The organism is Rhodococcus sp. 5G237 (genome assembly GCF_053764735.1).
Genome location: NZ_JBSNCD010000005.1, coordinates 18,406 through 44,833, shown reverse-complemented (window position 1 = coordinate 44,833; position 26,428 = coordinate 18,406). Strand labels below are relative to the sequence as shown.

At 67.2% G+C, this 26,428-nt stretch carries 21 protein-coding genes and 1 pseudogene; 9 read left to right on the top strand and 13 right to left on the bottom strand.

The features are described 5' to 3' along the window. Window positions 1-9: 9 nt before the first annotated feature. The 4 genes from ACWPOC_RS12570 to ACWPOC_RS12555 form a co-directional block, all read right to left on the bottom strand. On the bottom strand, window positions 10-1,497 hold the full coding sequence (locus ACWPOC_RS12570; protein ID WP_120282574.1) for an NAD-dependent succinate-semialdehyde dehydrogenase: 1,488 nt from the start codon (window positions 1,495-1,497) through the stop codon (window positions 10-12). Continuing rightward, entirely contained in the window at window positions 1,494-4,499 is a 3,006-nt protein-coding gene (locus ACWPOC_RS12565; protein WP_183070696.1) for an FAD-binding and (Fe-S)-binding domain-containing protein, read from the bottom strand. Before ACWPOC_RS12565 ends, ACWPOC_RS12570 begins: the two co-directional genes overlap by 4 nt. Window positions 4,500-4,771: 272 nt before the next feature. Next, a complete protein-coding gene (locus ACWPOC_RS12560; protein WP_455408762.1) occupies window positions 4,772-6,250 on the bottom strand; it encodes an aldehyde dehydrogenase family protein in 1,479 nt (492 codons plus the stop codon). Window positions 6,251-6,582: 332 nt separating this feature from the next. Further along, window positions 6,583-7,500 (bottom strand): LysR family transcriptional regulator, encoded by a 918-nt coding sequence (locus tag ACWPOC_RS12555; protein ID WP_455408761.1) that lies wholly within the window; start codon window positions 7,498-7,500, stop codon window positions 6,583-6,585. 87 nt (window positions 7,501-7,587) lie between these two features. Between ACWPOC_RS12555 and mqo the strand changes: the two genes are divergently transcribed. After that, window positions 7,588-9,102, top strand: a complete 1,515-nt coding sequence (mqo, locus tag ACWPOC_RS12550; RefSeq protein ID WP_455408760.1) for a malate dehydrogenase (quinone) — start codon at window positions 7,588-7,590, stop codon at window positions 9,100-9,102. 9 nt (window positions 9,103-9,111) lie between these two features. Here the strand turns inward: mqo and ACWPOC_RS12545 are convergent, their stop codons facing one another. Beyond that, window positions 9,112-10,188 (bottom strand): alkene reductase, encoded by a 1,077-nt coding sequence (locus tag ACWPOC_RS12545; protein ID WP_120282579.1) that lies wholly within the window; start codon window positions 10,186-10,188, stop codon window positions 9,112-9,114. An 80-nt stretch (window positions 10,189-10,268) separates the two neighbouring features. Then, window positions 10,269-11,231 (bottom strand): helix-turn-helix transcriptional regulator, encoded by a 963-nt coding sequence (locus tag ACWPOC_RS12540; RefSeq protein WP_159418338.1) that lies wholly within the window; start codon window positions 11,229-11,231, stop codon window positions 10,269-10,271. Window positions 11,232-11,331: 100 nt separating this feature from the next. On the opposite strand from ACWPOC_RS12540, the gene ACWPOC_RS12535 reads away from it, so the two are divergent. Next, window positions 11,332-11,880, top strand: coding sequence for a DinB family protein (locus ACWPOC_RS12535; RefSeq protein WP_455408759.1), 549 nt, complete (start codon window positions 11,332-11,334; stop codon window positions 11,878-11,880). A gap of 13 nt (window positions 11,881-11,893) precedes the next feature. On the opposite strand, the gene ACWPOC_RS12530 is transcribed toward ACWPOC_RS12535, so the two are convergent. Further along, window positions 11,894-14,554, bottom strand: a complete 2,661-nt coding sequence (locus ACWPOC_RS12530; protein WP_455408758.1) for a LuxR C-terminal-related transcriptional regulator — start codon at window positions 14,552-14,554, stop codon at window positions 11,894-11,896. 166 nt (window positions 14,555-14,720) lie between these two features. Here ACWPOC_RS12530 and ACWPOC_RS12525 point away from each other — a divergent pair, with 166 nt between their 5' ends. After that, window positions 14,721-15,332, top strand: coding sequence for a hypothetical protein (locus ACWPOC_RS12525; RefSeq protein ID WP_455408757.1), 612 nt, complete (start codon window positions 14,721-14,723; stop codon window positions 15,330-15,332). Between the two features lie 4 nt (window positions 15,333-15,336). On the opposite strand, the pseudogene ACWPOC_RS12520 reads toward ACWPOC_RS12525, so the two are convergent. Continuing rightward, window positions 15,337-16,809 (bottom strand): annotated as a pseudogene (locus ACWPOC_RS12520) (Hsp70 family protein). A gap of 216 nt (window positions 16,810-17,025) precedes the next feature. Between ACWPOC_RS12520 and ACWPOC_RS12515 the strand changes: the two are divergent. Continuing rightward, window positions 17,026-17,832: a crotonase/enoyl-CoA hydratase family protein gene (locus tag ACWPOC_RS12515; RefSeq protein WP_455408756.1), complete on the top strand. Its 807-nt coding sequence runs from the start codon at window positions 17,026-17,028 to the stop codon at window positions 17,830-17,832. Window positions 17,833-17,838: 6 nt separating this feature from the next. On the opposite strand, the gene ACWPOC_RS12510 is transcribed toward ACWPOC_RS12515, so the two are convergent. From ACWPOC_RS12510 to ACWPOC_RS12490, 5 genes are all read right to left on the bottom strand, one after another. After that, window positions 17,839-18,042, bottom strand: a complete 204-nt coding sequence (locus tag ACWPOC_RS12510; RefSeq protein ID WP_016694796.1) for a zinc-ribbon domain-containing protein — start codon at window positions 18,040-18,042, stop codon at window positions 17,839-17,841. Window positions 18,043-18,074: 32 nt separating this feature from the next. Continuing rightward, entirely contained in the window at window positions 18,075-18,404 is a 330-nt protein-coding gene (locus tag ACWPOC_RS12505; RefSeq protein ID WP_455408755.1) for a hypothetical protein, read from the bottom strand. A gap of 51 nt (window positions 18,405-18,455) precedes the next feature. Then, window positions 18,456-18,830 carry a gas vesicle protein GvpJ gene (gene gvpJ, locus ACWPOC_RS12500; protein WP_120284271.1) on the bottom strand — a complete coding sequence of 125 codons (375 nt, stop codon included), beginning with the start codon at window positions 18,828-18,830 and terminating at the stop codon, window positions 18,456-18,458. A 41-nt stretch (window positions 18,831-18,871) separates the two neighbouring features. After that, the gene (locus ACWPOC_RS12495; protein WP_455408754.1) at window positions 18,872-19,183 is read right to left on the bottom strand and encodes a hypothetical protein; all 312 of its coding nucleotides are present in this window, start codon (window positions 19,181-19,183) and stop codon (window positions 18,872-18,874) included. A gap of 149 nt (window positions 19,184-19,332) precedes the next feature. Beyond that, on the bottom strand, window positions 19,333-20,103 hold the full coding sequence (locus ACWPOC_RS12490) for an 8-oxoguanine DNA glycosylase OGG fold protein (RefSeq protein ID WP_120282585.1): 771 nt from the start codon (window positions 20,101-20,103) through the stop codon (window positions 19,333-19,335). Window positions 20,104-20,646: 543 nt separating this feature from the next. Between ACWPOC_RS12490 and ACWPOC_RS12485 the strand changes: the two genes are divergently transcribed. The 5 genes from ACWPOC_RS12485 (at window position 20,647) to ACWPOC_RS12465 (ending at window position 26,146) form a co-directional block, all read left to right on the top strand. Next, window positions 20,647-21,552, top strand: coding sequence for a macrolide 2'-phosphotransferase (locus tag ACWPOC_RS12485; protein WP_120282587.1), 906 nt, complete (start codon window positions 20,647-20,649; stop codon window positions 21,550-21,552). Window positions 21,553-21,711: 159 nt separating this feature from the next. Beyond that, complete coding sequence (locus tag ACWPOC_RS12480; RefSeq protein ID WP_120282588.1) at window positions 21,712-22,209, top strand: hypothetical protein; 498 nt, start codon at window positions 21,712-21,714, stop codon at window positions 22,207-22,209. A gap of 170 nt (window positions 22,210-22,379) precedes the next feature. Continuing rightward, entirely contained in the window at window positions 22,380-24,620 is a 2,241-nt protein-coding gene (gene betT / locus ACWPOC_RS12475; RefSeq protein ID WP_455408753.1) for a choline BCCT transporter BetT, read from the top strand. Window positions 24,621-24,809: 189 nt separating this feature from the next. Further along, entirely contained in the window at window positions 24,810-25,586 is a 777-nt protein-coding gene (locus ACWPOC_RS12470; RefSeq protein WP_455408752.1) for a VOC family protein, read from the top strand. A gap of 110 nt (window positions 25,587-25,696) precedes the next feature. Further along, the gene (locus ACWPOC_RS12465) at window positions 25,697-26,146 is read left to right on the top strand and encodes a cupin domain-containing protein (RefSeq protein WP_120282591.1); all 450 of its coding nucleotides are present in this window, start codon (window positions 25,697-25,699) and stop codon (window positions 26,144-26,146) included. The last annotated feature ends 282 nt before the right edge of the window (window positions 26,147-26,428 follow it).

Sequence of the window (26,428 nt, the reverse complement as noted above, 5' to 3'; positions counted from 1 at the left end):
AACAGCGCGTCACCTACGGGGGACCGCGACGTACTTGACCTCGAGGAACTCGTCGATGCCGATGGTGCTTCCCTCGCGTCCGAGACCCGATGCCTTGATGCCGCCGAACGGTGCCGCGGGATTGGACACGATGCCGGTGTTCAGCCCGACCATGCCGACCTCGAGCGCTTCGCTGACACGGAAACTGCGGTCGACATCCTGGGTGAAGAGGTATCCGGCCAGTCCCCAGGGCGTGTTGTTGGCGATCTCGACGACCTCGTCCTCGGTGTCGAAGACGATGATGGGCGCGACCGGCCCGAAGATCTCCTCGCTCATCAACGCGGCGTCCTTCGACACGTCGGCGAGGACGGTGGGTGGGTAGAAGTAGCCGGGTCCCTCGGGCCGGCTGCCGCCACACACCACGCGCGCTCCACGTTCGACGGCATCGGCGACGAGACGCTCCACCTTCGTCAGAGCCTTCTCCTCGACGAGGGGACCGACCTGGGTGCCCTCGACCAGGCCGTCCCCGACGACGAGGGCATCCATACGCGCAGCGAGCTTCTCTGCGAACCGATCGACGACCGCGCGCTGCACGAAGATGCGGTTCGCGGCGGTGCACGCCTCACCCATGTTGCGCATTTTCGCGGCGAGCGCGCCGTCGACGGCCCGGTCGAGATCCGCGTCCTCGAACACGATGAACGGAGCATTTCCTCCCAGCTCCATCGAACTCCGCATCACGTGCTGGGATGCCTGTTCGAGCAATCGGATGCCCACCGCGGTCGACCCGGTGAAACTGACCTTGCGTGCGATACCGCTCGACATCCAGGTCGAGACGACCTCCCCGGGTGCGGTGGTGGGCACGACGTTCAGCACACCCTTCGGCACACCGGCCTCGACGAGCACGTCGACCAGGGCCAGCGAGGTCAGAGGGGTCAGCTCCGAGGGTTTGAAGACGATGGTGCACCCGGCTGCGATGGCGGGTCCGATCTTGCGGGTGCCCATGGCGAGCGGGAAGTTCCACGGCGTGACGAGGACGCAGGGTCCCACCGGCTCCTTGGACACCAGGATGCGGGTCGCGCCGTCGCCGGTACTGGTCACATCACCGCGGATGCGGACGGCTTCCTCGGAGAACCACCGGAAGAACTCCGCCGCGTAGGCGACCTCGCCCTTCGCCTCGGCGAAGGGTTTGCCCATCTCGGTGGTCATGATGGTCGCGAACTCGTCCTGCCGCTCCAGGATGAGCTCGTAGGCCCGGCGAAGGATGACGCTGCGTTCGCGCGGGGCGGTCTTCGCCCATTGTTTCTGCACGCGGGCACAGGTTTCGATGGCACGCCGGGCGTCGTCGGCGTTGCCGTTCGCGACGGTCGCGACGACCTCCTCGGTCGCCGGGGCGACGACCTCGAATCGTTCACCGGAGCTCGATTCGACCCATTCACCGTCGATGAACAATCCTGTGTCGACGCGGGACACTGCGTCGGAGACGCCCACCCGTGTCCCGACAATCGTTGTGTCGGTCATGCGCTTTCCTCCTCGGAGATGGTGTTGTTCATCGACATTCGCGGCCCGGGATCGAGCAGTTCTGCAAGGTGCCGGCCCGGGGCGGATACATCGATCTGCGCGACCTGCATTGCGCACGAGAATCCGTCGGTGATCACCGCGGAATCGTCGCCGGCCGCGCGCAGCGCCGGGGCGAGGGAGGTCTCGGCGACCTTCATGCTGATGTCGTGGTGTTGTTTCTCGAACCCGAAGTTTCCTGCTACGCCGCAGCATCCGACTGCGTCGCGGACGTCGTCGACTCCCGCTGCGGTCAGGATCCGGCGATGGCTTCCGGCGCCGAACACGGAATACTCGTGGCAGTGCGTCTGCAGCACCATCTCGTTCGGCAGCGGCTGTGCAGGGGCGGGTGTCCAGCCGTTGCGCACCAAGATGTCCATATAGGACGCGAAGCTGTGGACCCGTGCGGCGACGCGACGCGCAGCCTCGGTGGGCACCAGCTCGGGCAGGTCCTTGTGCAGTGCGGCGGCGCAACTCGGCTCGACGACGACGATCGGCCGGTCGGTGCCGTCGTCCAGTGTCCGGGCGGCGTGGGAGAGTTTCTTCTTCGCGGTGTCGAGCTGGCCGGTGGAGATCCATGTCAGTCCGCAGCACGCGTCCGCGGAGCAGTTCACCTGCTGATCCGCTGAGGCCAGCACGCGGGCGGCGGCACCGGCGACCTCCGGCCGCAACCCGCGAGTGAAGGTGTCGACGAACAGCACCACCGGCGTCGAACCGGATCGGCCGCTCGGCGCGTCGCTCACGGCCTTCTTCCAGGCTCGCCGGGAGGCGAAGGGCGGAAGTACCCGGTCGGGGGAGATGCCGCCGAGAGCGGCGGCGCGCTTCGCGAGAGAAGTGCGCAGGACCGCGTTGACCAGCGGTGCTGCCAACCCCGTGATGCGGAGCCAGCGGGGCAGCCAACCCAGCGAATAGTGCGATACCGGTCGTCGTGTGCCGTCGTAGTAGTGCGAGAAGAACTCGGATTTGTAGGTGGCCATGTCGACGCCGGCCGGGCAGTCGGTCGAGCAGGCCTTGCACGACAGGCACAGATCGAGTGCCTCACGCACCTGTTCGGACTTCCACCCTTGTTCGATTGTGCGGGCGCCGCGCACCATCTCCTGCAGGACCCGGGCCCGGCCGCGAGTGGAGTCCTTCTCGTCGCGGCTCGCGCGGTAGCTCGGGCACATCACGCCGCCGGAGTCGGCCCGGCATCGTCCGACGCCGATGCAGCCCTGGACGGCGTGCACCCACGGGTCGGGGGTGTGTTGCGGCCGCGCGCCGTCGGGACGGACCGCCTCGATCGGGTGCAGGTCGTAGTGGGTACGCCAGGTGCGTTCGGGAACGCCCGCCAACGCCAGATCGTCATCGATCCGTGCCGGGTCGGTCAGCGATCCCGGGTTCAGGATGCCTTGCGGGTCCCAGATCGTGCGGAAGGCACGGAATGCGCTCATCATCCGCGCGGAGTACATCACCGGCAGCAGTTCCGAGCGGGCACGGCCGTCGCCGTGTTCTCCGGAGAGCGATCCGCCGTGACGGACCACCAGACGCGCGGCCTCGTGCGTGAACTCGCGGAAGACCTGCCGGCCCTCCTCGGTGCGCAGGTCGTAGGTGATGCGGATGTGCATGCAGCCGGCGCCGAAGTGCCCGTACATCACGCCCTGCAGACCGTGCCGGTCGAGCAATGCGCGGAAGTCCTGGAGGTAATCGGCGAGGTTCTCCGGCGCGACAGCGGAATCCTCCCAGCCCGGCCAGGATTCGCCGCCGGATGCCAGGCGGGACGAGAGTCCGGCGCCGTCCTCACGCACCCGCCACAGGGAAGCGCGCTCGGTGGTGTCGGCCGCGATGCGGCCGTCGACGAGACGGCCGTTGCGGCGAAGTTTGTCGAGCAGTGCGTCGGCGGCCGCGGCCACGGAGTCCGGGTCGTCACCGTCCAGGTCGACGTAGAGCCACGCGTTTCCCGCGGGAAGTCCGAGGACGGAGTTCTCGCCTCGACGGAACCTCATGGTCTCGACGATCGCCGCATCGACACCCTCGACCGCCGCAGGAGAAAATTCCAGGATGGTTCCGATGTCGCGGGCCGCGTCGACGACGTCGTCGTAGCCGAGGCAGACCAGCAACGCGCTGGACGGGCGGGGAACCAGCTCGACGCGGGCCCCGACGATCACCGCGCACGTTCCCTCGGATCCGACGAGCGCACGGGCGACGTCGAACCGCTTCTCCGGCAACAGATTGTCCAGGCGATACCCCGAAACCTGCCGTTGGATCCTCCCGAGTTCGGTGCGGAACTCGAACAGGTGCTCGCCCGCGAGCGCGGTGAGCTCGGCGTCGAGCTGTTCCGCACGCGCCGCAGCGGCCGCGTCGTCGGGATCGGTGGCACGCAGGCCTCGCTGCGCCGCGGTGAGCCGGAACCCGTCGGCGGTGACGAGGTCGATCTCGTGGACGTGATCGGACATGCGGCCGTAGCGCACCGAGTGGTTGCCGCAGGCGTCGTTGCCCAGCGCGCCACCGACCGTTGCCCGGTTCTTCGACGAGGGATCGGGGGCGAAGGTCATCCGGCCCGAGGACGCGCCTTCGGCCGCCCGCGTGAGGGTCGCGAGTACGACGCCCGGTTCGACGTCGGCGACACCGGCGGTCTCGTCGATACCGAGGATGCGGTTCATGTGCCGGGAGAAGTCGAGGACGACACCGGGGCCGACGGCATTACCCGCCATCGACGTCCCGCCCCCTCGGCTGACCAGCGGAATCCCGGTGTCGCCGCAGGCGGTCACCACCGCCACGACGTCGTCCACCGACCGAGGAAAGACCACGGCCGACGGCCGCACCCGGTAGTTGGAGGCGTCGTAGGAGTACTCGTCCAGTCGACGCATGGCGGTGTCGATCGGGACGCCCAGTGCGTGGAGTCTGTTGGTGAGGAGTCGAACTCGGACGTTCTCGTCGGTCGAGGAAGCTCCGCCGTCCTGTCCTATGGTGAGCTGGTCGTCGTTCATCGCGTGCGCCGCGTCAGGAACGGGGACCGCAGAGAATATGGGCGCGCCGGTTCAAGGAACATCATCGACCGCCTCCCGGTTTGTAGGATTGTCGACAATCCTGCCATGCACGGAGCCTACAAAGCGGAGACGGCGAACGCAACGCACGCTGGGTCGGCGTTCTCACCGTCAACCGAGGAGGCCTCTGTGACAGCTTGCCGTCTGCACCGCGAGGCTGGGCAGGGTGCAGACGGCAGAATGCTGTATCGGAGCCGGAGAGCGCTGCGGCGTGCCTACACCAGCCGTGTCACGCCGATGGTGTGATCGGTGGTGAACTCCTCGATCGCCCACTCGCCGTTGAATCGTCCGAGACCGGAGTTGCGTTCGCCACCGAATGCCACGTGCGCCTCGTCCTGAACGGTCATCTCGTTGATGAACGTCATGCCTGCCTCGACCCGATGCGCGAATTGCAGTCCGCGGTCGATGTTCTGCGTGAAGACCGCGCTGGACAAACCGAATTCGTGGTCGTTGGCCAGTTCGAGGGCGTGTGCTTCGTCATCGGCGCGCAGGACCGCGACCATCGGGCCGAAGATCTCCTCGCGGGCGATCTCCATGTCGGGCGTGACGTCGACGAACACGTGCGGAGGCACGACCCGGCCGTTGATCTCCCCACCGAGCGCAACGCGTGCTCCGGCGTGCCGGGCCTGCTCGATCTTCTCCTCGAGGCCCTTCAACTGCGAATCGTTGACGACGGGCCCGACCAAAGTGCCGTCTGCGGAGGGATCGCCGTAGGGCACGGCCTGCGCGGCTCGGGTGAACCGTTCGACGAAATCGTCGTACACGGGCGCCTGCACGATGATGCGGTTCACGGCCATGCAGATCTGTCCGGAATGCAGGAACGACCCTGTCACCGCTGCCTCGACGGCCGCGTCGAGATCGGCGTCGTCGAGGACCACCAGCGGCGCGTTGCCGCCCAATTCGAGTGCGACCTTCTTGAGGTGCTCACCGCCGGTGGCGACCGCACCGACCTGCTTGCCGACCGGTGTCGAGCCGGTGAAGGAGATCAACCGCGGGACGGGATGCTCGACGAAAGCGTCGCCGATCTCCGAACCGGAGCCGATCACGACCGACAACACTCCCGCCGGTAGGCCTGCTTCCTCGAAGATCCGTGCGATCAACAGGCCGCCGGTCACCGGAGTGTCCGAGGCCGGCTTGATCACCACGGCATTGCCCAACGCCAACGCCGGTGCCACCGATCGCTGCGACAGGTGCAGCGGGAAATTCCACGGGCTGATCACCCCGACCACTCCGATCGGCTTGCGGTACACCCGCATCTCACGGTTCGAGGTGTTCGAATCGAAGATCGATCCGTGGACCCGGGACGGGAACGACGCCGCCTCCTGAGTGATGCCGATGGCCAGGGAGACCTCGGTATCGGCCTTGATCCGCGTCGAGCCGGACTCGGCGACCAGCCAGTCGATGATCTCGGCTCGGCGTTGTTCGAGGATCTGCGCGGCGCGACGCAGGACCGCGGCGCGGTCGGCGGGACCGGTCGCGGCCCACTCGGCCTGTGCTGCCCGGGCGGAGGTGTAGGCGGCGTCGACGTCCTCGGCGGAGGCGAGGCGGATCGTGGCGACCACGCTGTCGTCGAACGGATTGGTGTCGGTCAGGACGCGGTCGGAGCGTCCCTCGCGCCACTGCCCATCGATGAACTGGGAGGCGACCGGTTTCCCGGCGAACGTGGCGGTGGAACCGAGATCTGTTGCTGTCATGGAGAACTCCTCGACGGTAGGTAGGTCAGGGAAAAGCGACGACGGGCTCGAAGGTCGATGCGTTTACCGAATCGCCGAATGTGGTGTTGATCTGCTCGAATAAATAGGCTCCACCTGCCGGTCTGGATGCCGCAGTCCGCACGACGTCCTCGTCTCCGAGAACTGCCGACAGCGGCGTCGGGTAACACTCGTTGCAGACGATCGCATCTGTGTGGCATACCCCGCCGGCCACCAATCGAACCCGGAGCTTGCGCCTCGTCGGCACCGGCGACGCAGGAGATGGCGCACGGCTCGCGAAGCTGTGCACCGTCTCCGGCGCTCGAGAGGGATGCCTATGAATCGAACCGGCGATCGTCGAATCTGGCGGCGTGCCCGGCGATGTGAGCGTGCAGTCGCGCGACCGCCGGGGACGGCGTCCGCGTACCGGTCGTCAGTCCGATGGTGCGATTCGCGATTCCGGCGACCGGCACGGTGGCGATTCCGGGGACAGGCGTTTCGGAGCGAGGTAGCAGTGCAACCCCGAGGCCCTGGGCGACCAGTGCCCGGATCGTTTCGAACTCACTGATCTCGAACGCGATGTACGGTTCGAATCCTGCTTCGCCGCACACAGTTTCGAGCTCTCTGCGGATGTGGTAGTCGGGCGGGCTCGCGATGAAGTGGTCGTCCGCGAGCTCGCGCAGGTCGAGGCAGGCACGGCCGGCGAGTCGATGGCTGCTCGGGAGGTGGAGCAACAGTCGCTGCTGGGCCAGCACGGTGACCGGTAGATCCTCCGGCGGAGGAATGATGACGGCGAGATCGAGCCGGCCGTCCCGAACCATGTCGGCGAGCGCTTCGCCGTGCGCCTGGACCAGGTGCAACCGGACGCCGGGGGCGAGACGGTGGAACTCGGCCAGTAGCGACGGGATGCTCACCGGCCCGAGGGTGAGCGGGAATCCGAAACGGACGACGCCGTGGTCGGGATCGGCGTGCTCACGCAGCGTGGTGATCGCAACGTCGAGTTCCCGGATCAGATGCCGGGTGCGTTCGTGCAACTCCCGTCCGGCCGTCGTCAATACGACCCCTCGCCCGGACTGCTGGAACAACGCCACACCCACTGCCTTCTCGAGTGCCCGGATTCGGCGACTGACCGAGGACTGGGGAACGTCGAGCAGATCCGCGGCGCGTGTGATGTGACCTTCGCGCGCCGCGGCGTCGAAGGCGACGAGCAGCGGGGCAATCGTTGCGGTCTCGGGCGTCACGTACCAATCCACATCTGCATGGTAATACCTGCGATATCTCATTGGACGGATGAGTGGGGAAGGGGCACGCTGAAGATCGACAACGGCGAAAGCAGGAGAATGATGGTGAATCGGAAGCACTCTGCCGACGGGCCACAGCACGACGACCACGAGTACGACGCCGTCCTGATCGGCGGCGGCATCATGTCGGCGACACTGGGTGCACTGCTGACACGGCTCGAACCCGATCGGTCGGTCCTCGTCCTGGAACGACTCGACGAGGTCGCGGCCGAGAGCAGCGCCCCATGGAACAACGCCGGCACCGGCCACGCGGGCCTGTGCGAACTGAACTACATGCCCGATCCCACGGATTCGACCCGGGCCGAGGAGATCGGACGACAGTTCCGGATCTCACGGCAGTTCTGGGAGTCCCTCGACGAGCCGGATGAGACGACATTCGTGAACGCGACATCGCACATGAACGTCGTCTTCGGTGAGCGTGATGTGAACTATCTACGTCGGCGGCACGCCACGCTGCAACGCTCTCCACTGTTCTCCGCCATGGAGTACAGCGAGGACCCCGACACGATCGCCCGATGGGCACCGCTGGTGATGACCGGTCGCTCGGGGTCCGAGCCGATCGCGGCCACGCGCTACGAGGCAGGCACCGACGTCGACTTCGGTGCCCTGACACACCGATTGCTGGTGGACGCACGCGATCGTGGCGCCGAGATTCGTACAGGGCACGAGGTCACGCGACTGCGCCGCGCCGCCGACGGGCGGTGGACGGTCTCCGGACGTACCAGGACGGGACGGTTCTCGGTCAGGTCCCGGTTCGTGTTCGTCGGCGCAGGCGGGTACGCCCTGAAACTGTTGCAGAAGGCCCGGATCCCGGAGGTGCGAGGTTTCGCGGTCTTTCCCATCGGCGCGCAGTTCCTGCGCACCGGCGATCCCGACGTGGTGTCCCAGCATGCGGCGAAGGTCTACAGCCAGGCCGACGTGGGCGCACCACCGATGTCGGTGCCGCATCTCGACAAGCGGATCGTCGACGGATGCGAGTGGCTGATGTTCGGCCCGTACGCCCCGTACGCCACGTTCAGCACCAGGTTGCTCGAACACGGCCGGCTCACCGATCTGTTCACCACGCTGCGCCTGCACAACATCGCCCCGTTGGTGGCGGTGGGCCTGCAGAATCTGTCGCTGGTGCGCTATCTTGTCGGCCAACTGCTCGCGTCCCCGACGCGGAAGTTCCGGCAGTTGCAGCGATTCTGTCCCGAGGCACGGGAGTCCGACTGGGAGTTGATCGACGCGGGTCAGCGGGCCCAGCTCGTCAAGCCCGATCGTCGTAGGATCGGGGTTCTGGCCTTCGGCACGGAGGTCGTGGCGAGCGCGGACGGCAGCATCGCCGGGTTGCTCGGGGCGTCGCCCGGCGCCTCGATCGCTCCGTCGGCGATGGTCGAGCTGCTGAGCACGTGTTTCCCGGATGATGCGGCGCGATGGCGGCCGGTGCTCGAACGGATGATGCCCGACCTGTCTCGGATGACCGAAATGACCTCGCGCGCCGAACCGGGCCCCGCCTGCACTACAGCAGCGGCGAGAAACGGTTCGGCGCGCAAGGATCCGAACTCCTCGTAGGGCTTACGCTCAGACGGTCTGCAGGAACGGGTAGTCGGTGTACCCCTCGGCTCCGGACGCGTAGAACAGCTCCGGACGCGGTGCGTTCTCCGGCTGCCCGTCCCGCCAGCGCTCGGCCAGGTCGGGATTGGCGATCAGTGCGCGGCCGACGGCCACGGCGTCGGCGTGCGAATCCTCGATCAGCTGCACGGCCTCGTCGCGCGTGGTCGGCGAACCGAAGCCACTGTTGGCGATCACCTTGCCGCCGAAACGCTTCCGGAGTTCCTGCACGAGATCGCCGGTCGGCTCCTTGTGGAGGACGGACAGATAGGCCAGACCGAGGGGCTGCAGGGCCTCGACCAGAGCACCGTAGGCGGCACGCACATCGTCGCGATCGGTCTCGACGGCGTCCTGGATGTTGTGTTCGGGGGAGATCCGCAGTCCGACGCGCCCGGCGCCGACCGCTTCCGACACGGCCTTCACGACCTCGACGACGAGACGGATCCGGTTCTCCACCGAACCGCCGTACTCGTCGTCCCGCACGTTCGATGCGGGGGAGAGGAATTCGTGCAACAGATATCCGTTGGCGCTGTGGACCTCGACACCGTCGAGTCCGGCGTCGATCGCACGGCGGGCCGAGGCGACGAAGTCGTCGATGACGGACGGAATCTCGTCGGTGGTCAGTGCGTGGGGCACGGGGTAGGGCTGCTTGCCCTGCTCGGTGTGCACCTGGCCGTCGATCGCGATGGCGCTCGGCCCGACGACGCGTCGGCCGCCGTTGACGTCGGGATGCGTGACGCGGCCGCCGTGCATCAACTGCACCACGATGCGTCCGTCGCGCTCGTGCACGGCATCCGCGACGCGACGCCAGCCGGCGACCTGCTCGTCGGTGACGATGCCGGGCTGACCGACGAAGGCCTGCGATTCGAAGTTCACATAGGTTCCCTCGGCGATGATCAGGCCGACACTCGCCCGCTGACGGTAGTGCTCGACGATCAGATCTCCGGGTACACCGGCGGAACCACCACGCAGGCGGGTCAGCGGGGCCATGACGATGCGGTTCGCGAGTTCGAGGTCTCCGAGGGCTACAGGTGTGAACAGATCCATGGGTGGCGCAACCACCCCCACCCCCGACGGCATTCCGATGCCCGGCCGATTGTGGGATGGGTCATAGCGCCGGATGGTGGTCATTCCGAGTGTTCGACGGCGGTGACCAGCCGATTCGACCAGTTCTCCAGGTACTCGACGAACTCCGGTGGCGACGCGCCGAGCAGCCGCCCACCGGACATGCCCACGGCGAAGACCGCCCAGTCCATGCTGTCGGCGTCCACCTCGATCCGGCAGCGCTCGGAGTCGATCGCGATCACCTCGGTCCACTGACCGATCCGACGCCGCACCTCGTGCGCCGACGCCTCCAGTTCCGCGCTGACCTTCACCTGGGAACGGCTCCGGATGCCGCGTTCGACGAAGGTCGCGGCGTCACCCCCGGGCAGCTCGCGTTGCCGGAATCGCATCCCGGTGGCGGCGGTCTCGGCCATGCGGTCGAGCCGGAAGCTGCGCCAGTCGCCGCGGTCGAGGTCGTAGCCGACGAGATACCAGCGTCGTCCGAGGGAGACGAGTTGCCGGGGTTCGACGCGCCGGCTCGTCGCGGTGCCATCGGCCGCGGTGTACTCGAAGACGATGCGTTCGTCGTCGCGGCAGGCGCGCGCGACGGTGACGAGTTGCTGCGAATCGGTCGCGCGGGTCGCCCAGGGGATGTCGGCGGAAACCGTCGCCGCATCGAGCGCCTCCACCTGGCGTCGCAGCCGCGGCGGCATCACCTGGATGACCTTGGCCAGCGCCCGCACCGAGATCTCGGCGATCCCGGTGATGGAGGTCTGCGCCGCGGTGAGAAGTCCCACCGCGAGTGCGACCGCTTCGTCGTCGTCGAGGGCCAGCGGTGGCAACGACGCGCCCGGCGCGAGCTGGTACCCGCCGCCGACCCCACGATCGGACCGCACCGGATAACCGAGATCGCGGAGACGTTCGATGTCGCGGCGCAGGGTTCGCAGCGAGACTCCCATCCGGTCGGCGAGTTCGGCGCCGAGCCAGTAGCGGTGGGTCTGCAACAGCGAGAGAAGCCGCAGGGTGCGGGAGCTCGTGTCGGACATGACCTCATTCTTCCGCACCTGCAGACCTATAAGTGACAGAAACTGGCACCAATGGCTCGTAGCGTAGTTCTTGCCGGACCACGACGACGAGGAGCACCCGATGACCGAGACCACCACCACCCGGAACGCCACCCCGACCCTCGACCAGGAACGCCGCGATCTGCTGTCGAGCCTCGCCCACGCGCGGCACTTCCTGCGGTTCACGGCTCGCGATCTCACCACTGAACAGGCGTCGCAACGAATGACGTTGAGCGCCTTGACAATCGGCGGACTCATCAAGCACGTCACCGCGGTCGAGCGGGGATGGGCGGATTTCCTCGTGGTCGGAGCCGACTACATGGAGAAGGATTTCACCGAGTGGACCGAAGAGGATTTCGCCGAACGCGACAAGGACTTCCAGCTGCAGCCCGGTGAGACCCTCGAAGGTGCGCTGCGCGCCTACGACGAGGTGGCGGCCCGAACCGACGAGCTGGTGCGCACGCTGCCGTCGCTGGACGTCGTGCACGAACTTCCCAAGGCCCCGTGGAATACCGAGGACGCCTGGTCGGTGCGTCGCGCCCTGCTGCACATCGTCGCCGAGACGACGCAGCACGCCGGCCACGCCGACATCATCCGCGAGTCCCTCGATGGGTCGAAGTCGATGGGATGAACCGGCGGTCGCGTTAGCGCCGACCCGTGTCGCGCATCAACTCGGCGAGCTCCGTGCGGTCGGAGACGTCGAGTTTGGTGCACGCCCGGTAGATGTGCCCCTCGACGGTGCGGACCGATACCACGAGCCGGTCGGCGATCTGCCGGTTGGTCAGCCCGGCGGTGACCATGGCGGCGATCTCTCGTTCCCGGCTGGTCAGGGGAAGCGGGCGGGCCGCTTCGTCCAGCGCCGGCGACGTGGCGTGATCGCATCGCGTAGCCAGGGCCGCGGCCGCGGCGGCGGCTTCGACGGACCGTCGGGTGTCGCCGTGGTCGCGGTAGGCGATGGCGGCCAGGGCGTGGGCATCGGCTGCGTCGGCGAGGGCCCCGAGCGCCTCGAAGGTCTCCGCGGCCACGGTCAGCGCTCGGCCTTCCGCCTCCGCGGAAGCGGTCGCGTGGGCGGCCATGGCGGCGACGAGACGTCCGTCGCACTGCTCGGCCAGCACCGAAAGTCGTTCCGCGGTGGTGCGATCCCCGAACCGGGTGGCGGCGTGCAGGGCGATCGCCTCGACGGCGAACTGATCGTGTCGCGCCGCGATCTCCGCCGCCTCACGGGCCGAAGTGATTGCGTTCGTGGTCTCGCCGCGCGCCGCGGCGAGCCAGGCCTCTGCGATCCGGAGTTGCGGCTCGAAGACGGCGACGTGCCGCCCGCTGCGCGAGGTCGCCTGAGCCAGAGCGGCATCCGCGTCGTTGACACGCCCGAGGACGGCGTAGCCCTGTGTGAGGGCGATGTACGCCGGCACGTTCCAGGAGACGGTGGCAGCCCGGTCGTCCACCTGGAGCGCGGCGACCGCCTGTTCGAGGCGGTGCGCAGCGTGGACGAACCGCCCGCGCGCGGTGTCGACGACGCCGAGCAGGATGTTCGCCAGGCCCCACGCGAGATACTGCCCCGTCGACGTGACGGTCCCGTGGGCGTCGGCGGGACCGCGCATCGCGCTCTCCCGGTAGGTTTCGGCCCGACGCTCGGCCTCGTCGAGGTTTCCGGTGAGGAGCAGTGCGAGGACCTCGCCCAGTCCGGCCGGATAACGCAGCAGGCCGTCGACCTGATGGGCGATCGCCGAGCAGCGCGCCGCCATCGCGGGGACCTCGTGACCGCGTCCCATCACGGCGAGGGCGAGTCCGCCGCCGAAGAACGCCCACTCGACGGCCCAGGGGAGCGCGGTTTCGGTGGCGAGGACGCGATGGGCGAGAGCGAGCGCGTCGCGGGGGCGCCCTTCGTACACCGTGCACCCGCAGTCGATCGCATCGACCACCTGCCTCAGGTGCGGGCGCGTGACGAGTTCGCGGAGGGTCGCGAGCACCTGCTGGGCCTCGGCGGCGTTTCCCATCGCCCAGAACAGATTGGAAATGCGGGTCGTGCCCCATCGCACAAGTTCGCTCTCGTCGAGGGTGCGGGGATCGAACGAAGCGAGCACGGACTCGGCCTCGCTGATCCCGTCCAGCCACACCAATGCTCGGGCGAGGAGATCCGCGGCCGAGAACGTCCCCGTGGCATCGAATGCCGCGCGTGCAAGACGCTCGGCCAGCGGGGCATCGCCCAGGGCGATCGCGTCGTGGGCCGCGGTCTCGAGCAACTCCGGGTCGACGGACCGGCTGCTGTCCAGGGAGAGTTCGGCCAGACGGATCCGGTCGGTCGGGCCTCGTTGCACGCGCGAGTTCAGTGCTTCGACGAGCTGCCCGCGGATCCTGCGACCCGCGACCCGCCCCACGCGGCGGCGCACGACCTCACCGAAGAGGGGATGGGTGTAGCGGACGCGGTAGTTGCGGTTGTCGTCGACGACGTCGATCAGTCCTCGTCGTTCGGCTTCCTCGACTGCGTCGTCGCCGGCGAGGCCACAGAGGATCTCGAGATCGAGCGGTTCGCAGAACGCCAGCAACTGCAGGGCCTGCAGCACCTCGGGCGTGAGGTGGTCGATGCGATGTTCGAGGAGCGACGCGAGTTCGGAGGTGACGGCGGTGCCGCCTCGAAGCTGCCACACGTTCCCCACCCGGCGGAGCGTGCCGGCCTCGCGAGTGCCGACCACGAGGTGGTGGACGAACAGGGCGTTCCCACCCGAGGCCTTCCAGATCAGGTCGGCGCTCAACTCCTCCAGGGGTCCACCGAGCACGGTCTCGATGAGATCGATGCACTGCTGCCGGGTGAACGGTGACAGCTCCAGGCGGATGAGATGGCCGTCCTTCCACAGGGAGGTGACGGCGTCGGGCACGACTTCGCCGTTGCGGACCGTGGCGACCGTGTGGACCGCACGATCGAGGGCGAGCTGATGGAGGAAGGTGGCCGACAGAGGATCGAGCAGGTGGGCGTCGTCGACACCGAGGACGAGGCGTGCGCGATCGGATCCGTGTTCGTTCAGCAGCGCCTGCCGTGCGGCGGCAAGGAAGGCGACGGGGTCGCTGGCAGGAGGAGCTTCGATGAGGTGCGCGAAGGCACCCAGAGGGATGCTCCGAGCGGATTCCGTTCCCGCGATCCAGCGCACCGGGGCGGACAGCGAGTCGGTGGCCATGCGGGCCAGGGTGGTCTTGCCGACTCCGGGATCTCCGGTGAGGACCACACCGCCTCGGTCGTGGTCCGTCAGGGCCGCGACAATGATTTCCAGTTCCCCCCGCCGCTGAATCAGTGGCCAGCGCTGATCCATGCACACGATCGTAGATCCGCGAAGTGCGGATATCTCCGGGTTGGAGATTTCGCCTCCCGCGGGCGACCGCAGATCGAGTACTCCACTACGCGCGACGTCCCCACTCTCGGCGACCACGATGGAGTCGTCGGAGCACGCGAACGGAAAACGGCCGAAGGAGCTGGTGATGACCACGACATCGTCGGAGCCGTTCTTCAGCTGGACGTCGAGACGGATCGACCTGAGCGCTGCAGCGGATGCGCGCGCGGTGACGCCGGAGCTCGACGAGTCCCTGCGCTGCGGCTCCCGGAAGGCCCGATTGCTGGCCATTCGCGATTCGGAGAGCGAGACCGACTACGTGGCGTTGCTGGTGGGCGACGTCTCGGGACACAGCGACGTCACGGTCCGCGAGGTCGACGAGGAGCGTCTGCTGGTCGAGGCGAGCCGGCCGTCCACCGAACCCGAGATCCTGTTGGGCGTCGCCTCCGCCCCGGAGCCCGGGCATCCAGGCCCTCATCACGTCGATCGGGAGGTCTTCGTGGACGGGCCCGTGCGGTCGCTGATCATCCGCAGCGGAGCGCGGTCCGTGGTGGTCGATTGGTGCCACGACGAACACGTGCGCTCGGCGCCGAGAGAGCAGATCCTGCCGCCCGAGCCGCCGGTTCGCACCGGACCCGAGACGAACCGGTTCCGTGTCGCGCGCCTGATTCCGAGCCCGCGGGTGGCCCGGTGGTGGCAGCGACTGCTGCCTCATCCGGAACCTGCGACGGCGCGCCACACCCCGGCGGTCTTCGGCTGACCGATCAGAAACCGGGAATGCGGGGCAGCTGCGGGAGCTGGATCTGCGGAGGCGGCGGCAGCGTCGGCAGCTCGAACTGGGGGAGTCCGGGGACCAGCGGGGCCGGCTCCGGTTCGAGTGACGGCACCGAGGTGTCGGCCGCCGCGTCGTCCTGCGCGCCGGTGGTGGTGGGGACCTGTGTGGAGGTCTCCGCCGTCGTCTGCGGCCGGTAGGTGGTGCGGGTCTCGCTGCGATCGGTGGCCGTCGACTGCTCGTCCGACACCGCCGGGACGGTTTCAGGCGCGGTCGATGCGTCCGTGGTGGTCGTGGGCCGGGGCTCCGCTGCCGGTTGCGCCGGTGGCTCCTGCATCTCCTGTTGGGTGGCGGTGGGCTGCGGATCGCGACCGGAATTTTGCAGCAGGTCGACACCGAGGCCGATCGCCGCTGCGACGACGACGGCACCACCGGCGAGCAGGAGGCGTCGACGGTTCCGTGGTTGCGCGGGCGTCTAGGTCTCCTGCCGGATGTCGGCGGCAGCGAAGCTCTCGGTCGGCGCGTCCGGCGCGACCAGCTGCGGGGCGAACTGTGCGGTCTCGGTGAACTCCGTCGGCGCGGCGAACTCCGCCGTCTCGACGACCTTCGCGGTGTCCGGGCGGGCGAGGAGCGCCGCGCCTTCCGCCGCCACGAGTTCGGGCTGCGAGGGCACGATCACCGGAATGTCGAGCCACGACTCCATCACGGCGGTGACCAGTGGAATGTTCGCTCCGCCCCCGATGAGCACCGCGGCGTCGGGAGTGCGTCCCGAGCGGCGGATGACGTCGAGGGTGAGGCGGGCCGAGGCCTTCACGGGTCCGTCGATGAGCGAATCGAAGCTGTCCTGCGAGAGCAGCAGCAGACCACCCTCGCCGGGCATGCACACCGCGTCCTTCGAGGACAGCTGCTCCTTCGCGTCGCGGCACCGGGCGGTGAGGGCCCGCTGTGCCGCCATGTCGGCCGGCTCGGTGAAACGCTGCAGTTCGACGTGGTGGTCGTAGATCAGGCGGTCGACGAGGTCGCCGCTGATCCGGTCCGAGCGCGCCGTGCTCAATGCAATGCGGGTGCCCCGGTCGACGACCGTGACGGTGAGGCCCGAGCTGCCGAGGTCGTAGAACACGAGTGTCTCGTGGTCGCCGAGATCTCCTGTGGTTTCCAGCATTTCGAGCGCTGCGGTCACTTCCGGGACGAGCCGGAAGTTGTCGATGTCCAGTCGGCTCATCGCGCCCTGGACGAAATCGGCCTGCGTCTCGTTCTGGTACGCGACGCCGACGGCGCGCACCTGCTCGATCTCGTCGGTCTCGGCGAGCATCGTCTCGATGGACTCCGCGGCCAGTTCGGCCGGCCGGTCGAGCAGGGCGGGCATCGAGTGGGAGCGGAAGATCGGGCTGTCGACGCTCCCGGTGTCACGTCGCGCAAAGCGCACCGCGCTGGCACCGACCGAGACACCGAGAACTGTAGTCATGACGCCGACTATAACGGTTCGGTCACGGTCCGCACGCCGGAGGCGGGCGGGAAGCAGATGACGGCGTGTCTTCGAACGGCCTCCGAGGACGTTGGCCGCGGCCGCTCGCATGTTCGCCGTCGACAGCGAAATCCCTGCTGTACAGTCGGCTTCGCGATCGCGGGCAGGATTCTCCGGACGTCCCGATCCCCACCAGTTCTCGAGGAGGTTCGGCGGATGAGCGAGCAGAGAGTGCGGATCGAGATCGACGAGTTCGGTGTCGCAACCGTGACCTTGACCCGCGCCGAGAAGCACAACGCGCTCGACCCGGCGATGTTCGATGCGATCGTCCACGCCACCGAGCAGCTCGCGACCGACCGCACGGTCCGCGCCGTCGTGCTCCACGGCGCCGGTAAGAGCTTCTGCTCCGGTCTCGACATCACAGGTCTCGGCAACCACGACGGCAGTGGCCCGCGGGATCTGCTCGCCCGCGCGGACGGCCACATCGCCAACCACGCCCAACGCGTGGCTTACGGCTGGTCCCGCGTCCCGGCCCCGGTGATCGCCGCGATCACGGGCAACTGCTTCGGCGGCGGCCTGCAGATCGCCCTCGGCGCCGACATCCGCTTCGCGACGCCCGACGCGCGGCTGTCGATCATGGAGGTCAAGTGGGGCCTCGTCCCCGACATGGGGATCACCCAGAGCCTGCCGCGACTCGTCGGCCTCGACGTAGCGAAGGAACTCACCTTCACCGGGCGCATCCTCACCGGCACCGAGGCCGACGCGCTCGGACTTGTCACCCACGTCTCGGACGATCCGCTCGCCGCGGCGCAGGAGCTGGCCCACGAGATCGCCGGCAAGTCGCCACACGCCGTGCAGGCGGCCAAGCGTCTGTACGAGGAGACGTGGATGGGCTCGGATGCGGAGTCCGCGCTGATGCTCGAGAGCACGCTGCAGGTCGAGTTGATGGGCTCGCCCAATCAGATCGAGGCGGTCACGGCGGGGAGAGCCGAGCGTGCTCCCGCCTTCGCCGATCCCGACTGACCGAACTCAGATCTCCACGGCGGTACCGCAGATCCCGCACTGCTCCAACTGTCGGCGACCCCACCGCGCGACCGGCACGAAGAACAGCGTGAACTGCTTCGACTCCCGGATCCGGAGCCACTGCGTGGTGTTGTGGCAGCGCGGACACGTCCGGTTCTGCCCTGGACCGAGGTTCTGTCGCTTGGTGCCGAAGCCGAAGAGAAGGAACATCGTCCGAGCATAGAGCGACGACGCGTGGTCCTTCAGTGCATGACCGGAAGGGTCGCCGGGTCGGAGCGGCCCGACGCCGCCTCGACGAAGGTGAGCGGATCGGGCACCGCGGCGAGGACGTCCCGTGTCCGTTCGAGCGCCATCGCCTCGGGTCGTGGTCCGCCGACCGGGTCGATCATGTCGAGAAAAGCGCCGAGCGCGACCGACTCCAGGAACGGGTGCGCGATCACGGACGCACGGCTCGATCCGGGGATCCGGTCGAAGGCGGCGGGGAACTCGGATTCGGCCTCGACCGGATCGGCGTTGAGGATCCGGAGCATCTCCGCGGCGCGGGAACCCCGCATACGCCACTGCCGGATCATCAGTGCCGGTCCTGTTCGAAGTCCGCCACAACACCTTCCCAGTTCGGATATTCATCGCTGCTTTCTCTTGCGCCGCGGAGCCTCCTGCCGCTTCTCGGCCACGTCGTCGAGGAACCCGAGCACCTTCTCGGCCGCGGAGTCCAGAGCGCTGTGGGTCTTGTGCTTTGCGGCGCTCTCCACGGCCTTGCCGCTGACGTCGCCGACGATCTCGGGCACACCTTTCGGCTGGGTCTGCGAGATCTCGAGTCTGTCGACGGCCTGAGCGAACCGCAGGTAGGTATCGACGCTTGCGACCACGATGCGGGCGTCGATGGTCACGATCTCGATGCCGACGAGAGAGACGCGCACGAACGCGTCGATGACCAGGCCTTTGTCCAGGATGGTGTCGATGACGTCCGCCAGTCCGGACGAATTCGGTCGGGCCATCGTCCCGCCGCCGTGCCCGCCGCCAGCGGGTTCGATCGATGTCATGGTGCTGCTCCTCGTGCGTGAACGGAGTTGGCGCACAGCGCTTCCGGACCACACGAATGGATCCGGGCGAGGAGGACGAAGTCTCCGGGCGACGCGGGCGTCACTTCTCCATCATGACGCCTGCCCTCCTGTACGACCAGGAAGACCCACTTCTCCTCGTCGTTGACCTCCCGCACCAGGTCGGCGCCGGAGACCACGATCAGCCGGTGCTGGAGGATCTTGCGTTCGAAGATCCCACCGAGTTCCTGAGCCATCTGCATCTCACGCTGAACCGGTTTGGCCACGTCGATGCTGAGCAGATCACCCACCAGCGGCAGTCTCCATCGAGGTTGCGGAATCGGCGGGGAGTCGGTGGTCGCAGGGCTGCTTGTCGAAAGCTGCGGTGACGCCATTCGTGAGAGTGTGCATCAGCCTCGACGGGACGATTCGGGCGGCCTCACCGCGACGCCCGGGAGGATCAGAACAATCGCGGAGTCGCGTGCGACCCGTCCCGGGCTTCACAGATACGGGCGTGCCAACGGTCGACGAGCCACATCTCGACCATCTCCGGACGCGTGGTGATCAACGACGCCCACATGTTGAGAAGTTCGACGTACCGGTGATAGCGCCGCAGCGTGAAGTCGGCGACCGACGGATCCTCGAGCCACCCTTCGTGGATGAGCGTCGACACCGCGTGCTGATCGAGAAGCTGCGCCGGGCCCGCCTCGGTCCGCACCTCGACCGCCCACAGATAGGTCGCCAGCAGCGGTACGCCGACGCCGGGAGTGTCCGGCCATCCGGACCAGGTCTGCCGCGCGGTGTCGGGCAGAGACTTGGTCTTCGCGCAGTAGTCGAGGACTCCCTTGATCTTGGTGAACCGGTCCCGGTCCTTCGGGGCGTGTGCGTCGCGGACGTCCGGAAAACGTCGGGCGCCGCGTCGTCGCGGATGCGCACTGCGCCAGGCCGCGCACAGGAACAACAGCCCCAGGCCGGCGTGGTCGGCTTCGATCAGTTCACTGTCCAATCGGAGGTCGTTGCGTTGGACGATCGCGTCACCGTCGTCGATGATCCGTCCGTCGAGATTCCGTCCCCGGAGGCGGATCTCGTGCCCGGCACGTTCGAGATGGCTGTTCCACCATTCCAGGTCGACGGTGACGCCCTCGTCGAGCACCTGCAGGTCGAACGAGCGCGCCCGACACCACTCGGAGCATGCTTGCGGAGGTTCGAACCCCTGGTCGTACGGATGCATTCTGTGGACATTGCCACGAGTGACTGGCTATTCCGGGGCAGGACACGCTCTGACTGTGGACATGTTGCCGTGTCGTCACACGAGGTGAGCGCTCGTCGGATCCGGTGCTGACGGATCACCCGAGCCGAAACGGGAAGGGGGCATGGCGACGGGCAACGAGGGTCATTTCAGGTCGATCCCCACCCTCTCGGCCATCACCCTGATCATGTGCTGCACGCCTATCTCGTTGCGCCCGATGAGCATGTGCTCATGTTGGCCGCGACTGCGCAACACGTCACCGACGAGTTCCTCGTCGACCCTGATGATCCTCTCCGTTCTCCGGGGGAGCTGCGCGCGCTTCTGTATCGCTGGGTCGGAACCGCCATCGAGACGAAGGCCCTGCCTTCGGCCTCCACGGTGCACAACGGCCCCTGGAGCGTCGGGTCACCTCCCGTGAGGGGTGTGACGTCATCGCATGATTCCTCGTCGTCGGTTCGGGCAGCCGCGCCGGTGTCACAGGAATTCGGTGGACCGGATGCGTGCGGCGATGAGAGCGTGAACCGCATGAGTCACTTCGACGTCACCGACGCCCTGTCGCTTGCCGCCCGGCACGACCTGTACCTCTCGGCCGACGGCGTCACGGTGAACGAGGCGGGACTCGACTACCGCGTCCTTCTCGCCTCCGACGACAGCGGCCGACGGTGGGTCCTGCGCATCCCGCGCCGGCCCGACGTCTCGGCGAAGACGGCCGACGAATTGCGCATCCTCGATCTGGTCGGGCCCGTTCTCGCCGAGGACGGCATCGCGGTGCCGCGCTGGGAGATCCACAGTCCCGACCTCATCGCCTACCGTGCTCTACCCGGTTCGCCAGGATTGACCTTGAACGATGCCGGTGAGCCCGTCTGGCACATGGACCCCGCCGATCCCGGCTATGCCGAACGGTTGGGACGCCTGCTGGCACGCCTGCACTCGATCGATGTGGAACGGGCCGCTGCTGCCGGTGTGGAAGTGCGCACGCCCGACCGGGCACGCCAAGCCTGGCGGGACGACATCGCTCGGGTGCGCGACGCCTTCACCGTCGCGCCCGCCCTCGCCGACGAGTGGGAGGCGTGGCTCGCCGACGACGGTTGCTGGCCCGACCACACGGTCATGACACACGGTGAGATCTATCCCGCGCATGTCCTGCTCGACGAAGACGGTGTCCTCGCCGGTGTTCTGGACTGGACGACGGCACGCGTGGACGATCCCGCGCGGGACTTCGTGATCCAGTACGGGGCAGCGGGGGAGGGGATGCTCCGGGTCACCCTCGCCGCCTACGTCGACGCAGGCGGATGTGTCCATGACGGTCTGGCGGCTCAGGTCGAGCATCTCTGGAACGCGGCCCCCGTCGGGTACGCCCTGTTCGCGCTGATCACCGGAAAGGAATCCGACCTCGCCACGGCAGCAGCGATGCTCGATCCACAGCGCTGAACCGTCACGCGTCGGCTCCATCTTCTCCCAGCCGAGCATTGCGTCTTCACTCTCAGAGTGCTCTCAGAACTGAGCGCTACGATACATGTATCGTTTCGTTTGGGAAGCGGGCGAGGCGTGTCTCCACGCCACCTCACCGTTACCCGGAAGGGAGCCTTCGTGACCGTGGCTTTCGACCCGATCACCACCCCGCGTTCACGTCCTGTCGTGACCGCGCGCAGACAACACGGCGGAACGGGCGCTGCCCGCCTCGATTTCGAACCTCCGGCCGTGGCACTGTCGACGAATGTGTCCGCTGCATCTTCGAACACGCGTCGAGACGGCGATGCGCGGACGAGGAATGAACATGCCGAGTCCGCCCTGCTCGATTCCTCGCCCCGGGCCACCCCGGCACTGGCCCTGATCCTCATCGCGGCGGTGCCGACGGTCCTGGTGACAGAGTCGTTCGCCGCCGGCACGTTCGTTGCGCTGCTAGTCCTGGCCGGTGTCTTTCTGGCCGATTGGATGCTGCAACCGTCGAGTTCGCGGGTCGATCCGCCGCCTTACATGCCGTCCGCGTCCACACCCGATGTCGGTGGCGGTGACAGGCAGGGTCCGTCCACGACCAGCGGGTGGGGCGCGCCGACGACCGGCCGACATCGGCGGCCTGTCGCATGAGCGACTGTTCGAACAGCTGACTCCGCGGGCTGTACAACTGGTATCGCCAGTACTCAACTGTCCATTCCGATGAATCCGCCACCCTATGAGAGGCGTACGTATAGCGAACACCGTTCGTCGCCATCTTTCAGCGCTACGGTTGTCCGGTCTTCAGAAATGGAGGAGAACCGGTGGCAGATGCAGAGGATGGACGACGGGACGGAAACGAACCGCTGCGAATCGAACGCACCCAGTTCGGCGTGCCCGATCGTCGCAGGGATCCCGGGACCGAAGCGCGTCCGCCGATCTCCAGTCAGGAACTGAGCAAAGGCCCGACCGAACTTGCAGAAAGTCGCGGACCGCGCGTCAACTGGCGGGTCTTCGTCGTCTCGGCCACTATCGTGTTGGCTTTCTCGGTTTGGGCGATGACGATGCCGGACCAGGCGGCCGACACCATGCTGACCGCGGTCACGTGGATTTCTACGAACGTCGGCTGGGTATACGTCCTCACCATCACACTGGTGATCCTCTTCGTCCTGTGGGTGGCGCTGTCGAAGGAAGGCAGCGTCCGGTTGGGGCCGGATCACTCACGGCCCCAATACAACTTGTTCACCTGGGTAGCCATGCTCTTCGCGGCAGGCGTGGGTATCGACATGTTGTTCTATTCGGTGACCGGCCCGATCACCCATTTCATCGTGCCGCCCTCGGTGGACCCGCGGTCGGCGGAAGCAGCGCAGGACGCCGTGGTGTGGACGATGTTCCACTACGGCATCGCAGGCTGGTCGATGTATGCCCTCTTGGGCATGGCCATGGGTTACTTCGCTTATCGCTGGGGCATGCCGTTGTCGATCCGGGCGGCGCTCTATCCGCTTTTCGGCAAACGCGTACGGGGTGTGACCGGCGATATCATCGACATCTTCGCGCTGGTCGGGACGGTCTTCGGGGTTGCGACGTCGATGGGTATCGGCGTCGTTCTGCTCAACGTCGGATTCTCGATGCTCTTCGGTCTGCGGGAAGGGCTCGCGCTGCAGATCGCGCTGGTGCTGGTCGCCGTTCTGATGACGGTCGCGGCATGTACGTCCGGTGTGGACCGCGGAATTCGCCTGGTCTCCGAGCTCAATCTGTGGGCCGCCGCCGCGATGATGCTCTACATCCTTGTCACCGGGCAGACCGCTTTTCTGCTCAACGCCTTGGTGGAGAACATCGGCCGATTCGTCCTCACCCTGCCCGGCAGAACGTTGCAGACGTTCGCGTACGAAGAGGACGGATCGGCGTGGATGGCGGGCTGGACGTTGTTCTTCTGGGCGTTCTGGCTCGCATGGGGTCCGTTCGTCGGGCTCTTCCTCGCCCGAATCTCACGCGGACGAACACTGCGCGAATTCGTCATCGCCGCGATCACCGCCCCGGTGCTGTGTGACTTCTTCATCGTGTCGATCTTCGGAAACAGTGCCATGCGCCAGGTGCTCGACGGCAACGAGGACTTCGCGCAGGAGGCAATGGACAGTCCCGAACACGGCTGGTACGCGCTGCTCGAAATGTTCCCGGGCGCGACATTTCTTATCGGGCTGGCTACCCTGTCCGGGCTGTTGTTCTACCTGACCAGCGCCAACTCCGGTGCCATGGTGATGTCGAACTTCTCCTCGTCGATTCCCGATCCGGCGGTCGACGGCGCGAAGTGGCTGCGCATCTTCTGGGCTTTGGTCACTGCCGTGCTCACCGTCGCGATGCTCGTCGCCGGTGGTGTGACGACGATGGAGTACGCCACCCTCATCTTCGCCCTGCCAGTGACGATCATCGCCTACCTCGTCATGGCGTCGTTCTCGAAGGTCCTGAGAATGGAACGGGCCGAACGTGAAGGACAGCGGTTGCGTCGTCGAACCGTAGCTGTGCATGGTGGCCAGACGCCGGAGAAGACCTGGCGGCAACGACTGGGCCGTTTGCGGTCGTACCCTTCCGACAGGGCGGTCGCGCAATTCGCCGAACGGGTCGTGCGTCCCGCGCTGCGCGATGTGGCGGACGAATTCCGCAAGCTCGGTTACGAGGCTGAACTCACCAGCACCCCGAACGACGAAACCCGCATCGACGAACACGTCCTTGTCGTCGATATGGGCGAGTTTCGCGACTTCCACTACCAAGTTGCGGGAGTGGAGGCACCGGTGCCGATGTTCGGTGGTCGTACGGCCGTACCCGGCAGTGACGTCTACTACCGACTCGAAGTGTTCACCCAGACCGGCTCAGAAGGTTACGACCTCATGGGGCTGACCAAGGAACAGGTCATCAACGACGTTCTCGACCGCTACGAGGCGCACCTCGCGTTCCTCCGCTATTCCACGGAACACGACTACGCATCGACGCTGACACCGCCGAAACCGTCGCTTCCCTCGGAGACCTCGACCATTCCCGACACCGCCGACGACGTGGAGACACCGTGAGGCCGGTCGTGCTGCCCCCGACCGAGCAGCGCGCCTATGAGAGCCGACGTCCGTTCAGCTGGCGAAATGCGGACCGACGGGGAGGCACCGGCGGTTCGCGTAGCGCGACAGCGACTCCGTGGCTCTGCGGTCGGTTGTCGGTGCCGAGGGCTAGCGTCGAGTAAGTATCCACCAAGCGGAGGAGCAGCGATGAGCGAGGTCACGACGAATCAACCTCTCGGCACTCCCACGTGGATCGACCTGGGCATCCCGGATCTCGACCGGGCGATGGCCTTCTACGGGTCGGTCTTCGGTTGGGAGTTCGACGTCGGTCCCGAGGAGTACGGCAGGTACACGATGTGTCTGCTCGGCGGCAAGAAGGTCGCTGCGCTGATGCCGAATTCAGACGAGAGTGCGACGGAGTTCTGGTGGAACGTCTATCTGGCGACCGACGATGTCGATGCGACGGTCGCTCGGTCCGTGGACGCAGGCGGCACGCTGCTGATGGAGCCCACGGACATCGCCGACCAGGGTCGGATGGCGATGGTGCGGGATCCGTCCGGTGCGCAGTTCGGCCTGTGGCAGGGCCGGGCACACGTCGGCTGCGAGCTCGTGAACGAGCCGAACACGTTGTTACGCAACGACTTGGTGACTCCGGCGCCCGGTCCGGCGCGGGAGTTCTACGCGGCGGTGTTCGACTTCACCCTGGACGGGAACGACGACCTGCCCGGCGTGGACTTCACCTTTCTGCGCAGACCGGATGGGCACGAGATCGGCGGCATCGTGGGTGACCCGTCCGCCTCGGCGTCCTCCTGGGGCACGCTCTTCCAGGTCGTCGATGCCGACGTGGTCGTCGCCGCTGCCCGGGCCGGCGGGGGTACCGCGGACGATCCGACGGACATGCCGTACGGGCGGACTGCGGAGGTCACCGATCCGTTCGGTGCGAAGTTCACGGTGGGTTCCCCGCTGCGGGGTGTAGAGGGATAGACGCTCCCGTCGGGCTGTCTGCCCGCGGCCGAGCGGCAACCGAAGGGCGGGTTCATCGGGTGTACGAGTTGTCCTGCAGCAGTGTCGTGTAGGCGGTAGCGTCCGTGCGCATGAAGCGCTCCGTGCAGGGTGTACTCGCGGCGATGGCATGTGCAGCAACAGTGGCGGTGCCCGGGTGGGCGTACGCCACCCCGAGCGAGGGCATCTCAGGGGTGACCTGGGTGGACATCGAGGTGCCACCGGGACTGCTGCCGCTCGTACCGGACGGCGTGCACGCCGTGGCCCGGGAGATCACCATCGAACCGGGCGGTAGCACCGGTTGGCACTATCACGATGGTCCCGTGCTCGGCATCGTGCGGGCCGGCACCTTGACGCATCCCGGAGGAGACTGCGAGCCTGCCGTGTTCGAGACCGGTGATTTCATCAACGAACCCTCGGGCCGGGACCACCTGCACGTGGGCCGGAATCTCGGCACGGAAGCGGTGATCCTCGACGTGGTGTACCTCGTGCCGATCGGGTCGCCGCTGTTCGAAGATGTTCCGGCGCCCGCCTGCGATTGATGTCGGAGCGGTGCGGGGCTCCTGTCGTAACCGCCCGAGTCGAGTCGTCGGCGAGAAATGTGAAGTTTTTCATCGGGACGCAGGCGGGCGGTTCCCTCTCGGGTCCGTGGTCGTCTATCCCTCTCAGCGACGATCGACGACCCTCGATCCTCGACGGAACGATCGTCCCCGCCGACAGCATCTGCCGGCGTCGGCGTTCGACTCGCCATCGGTCGGCTGAGGGATCGAAGTCGAGTTCGACGACGGGATCGCTTGTGACAGCGGTCTTCACGCTGGTCGCGA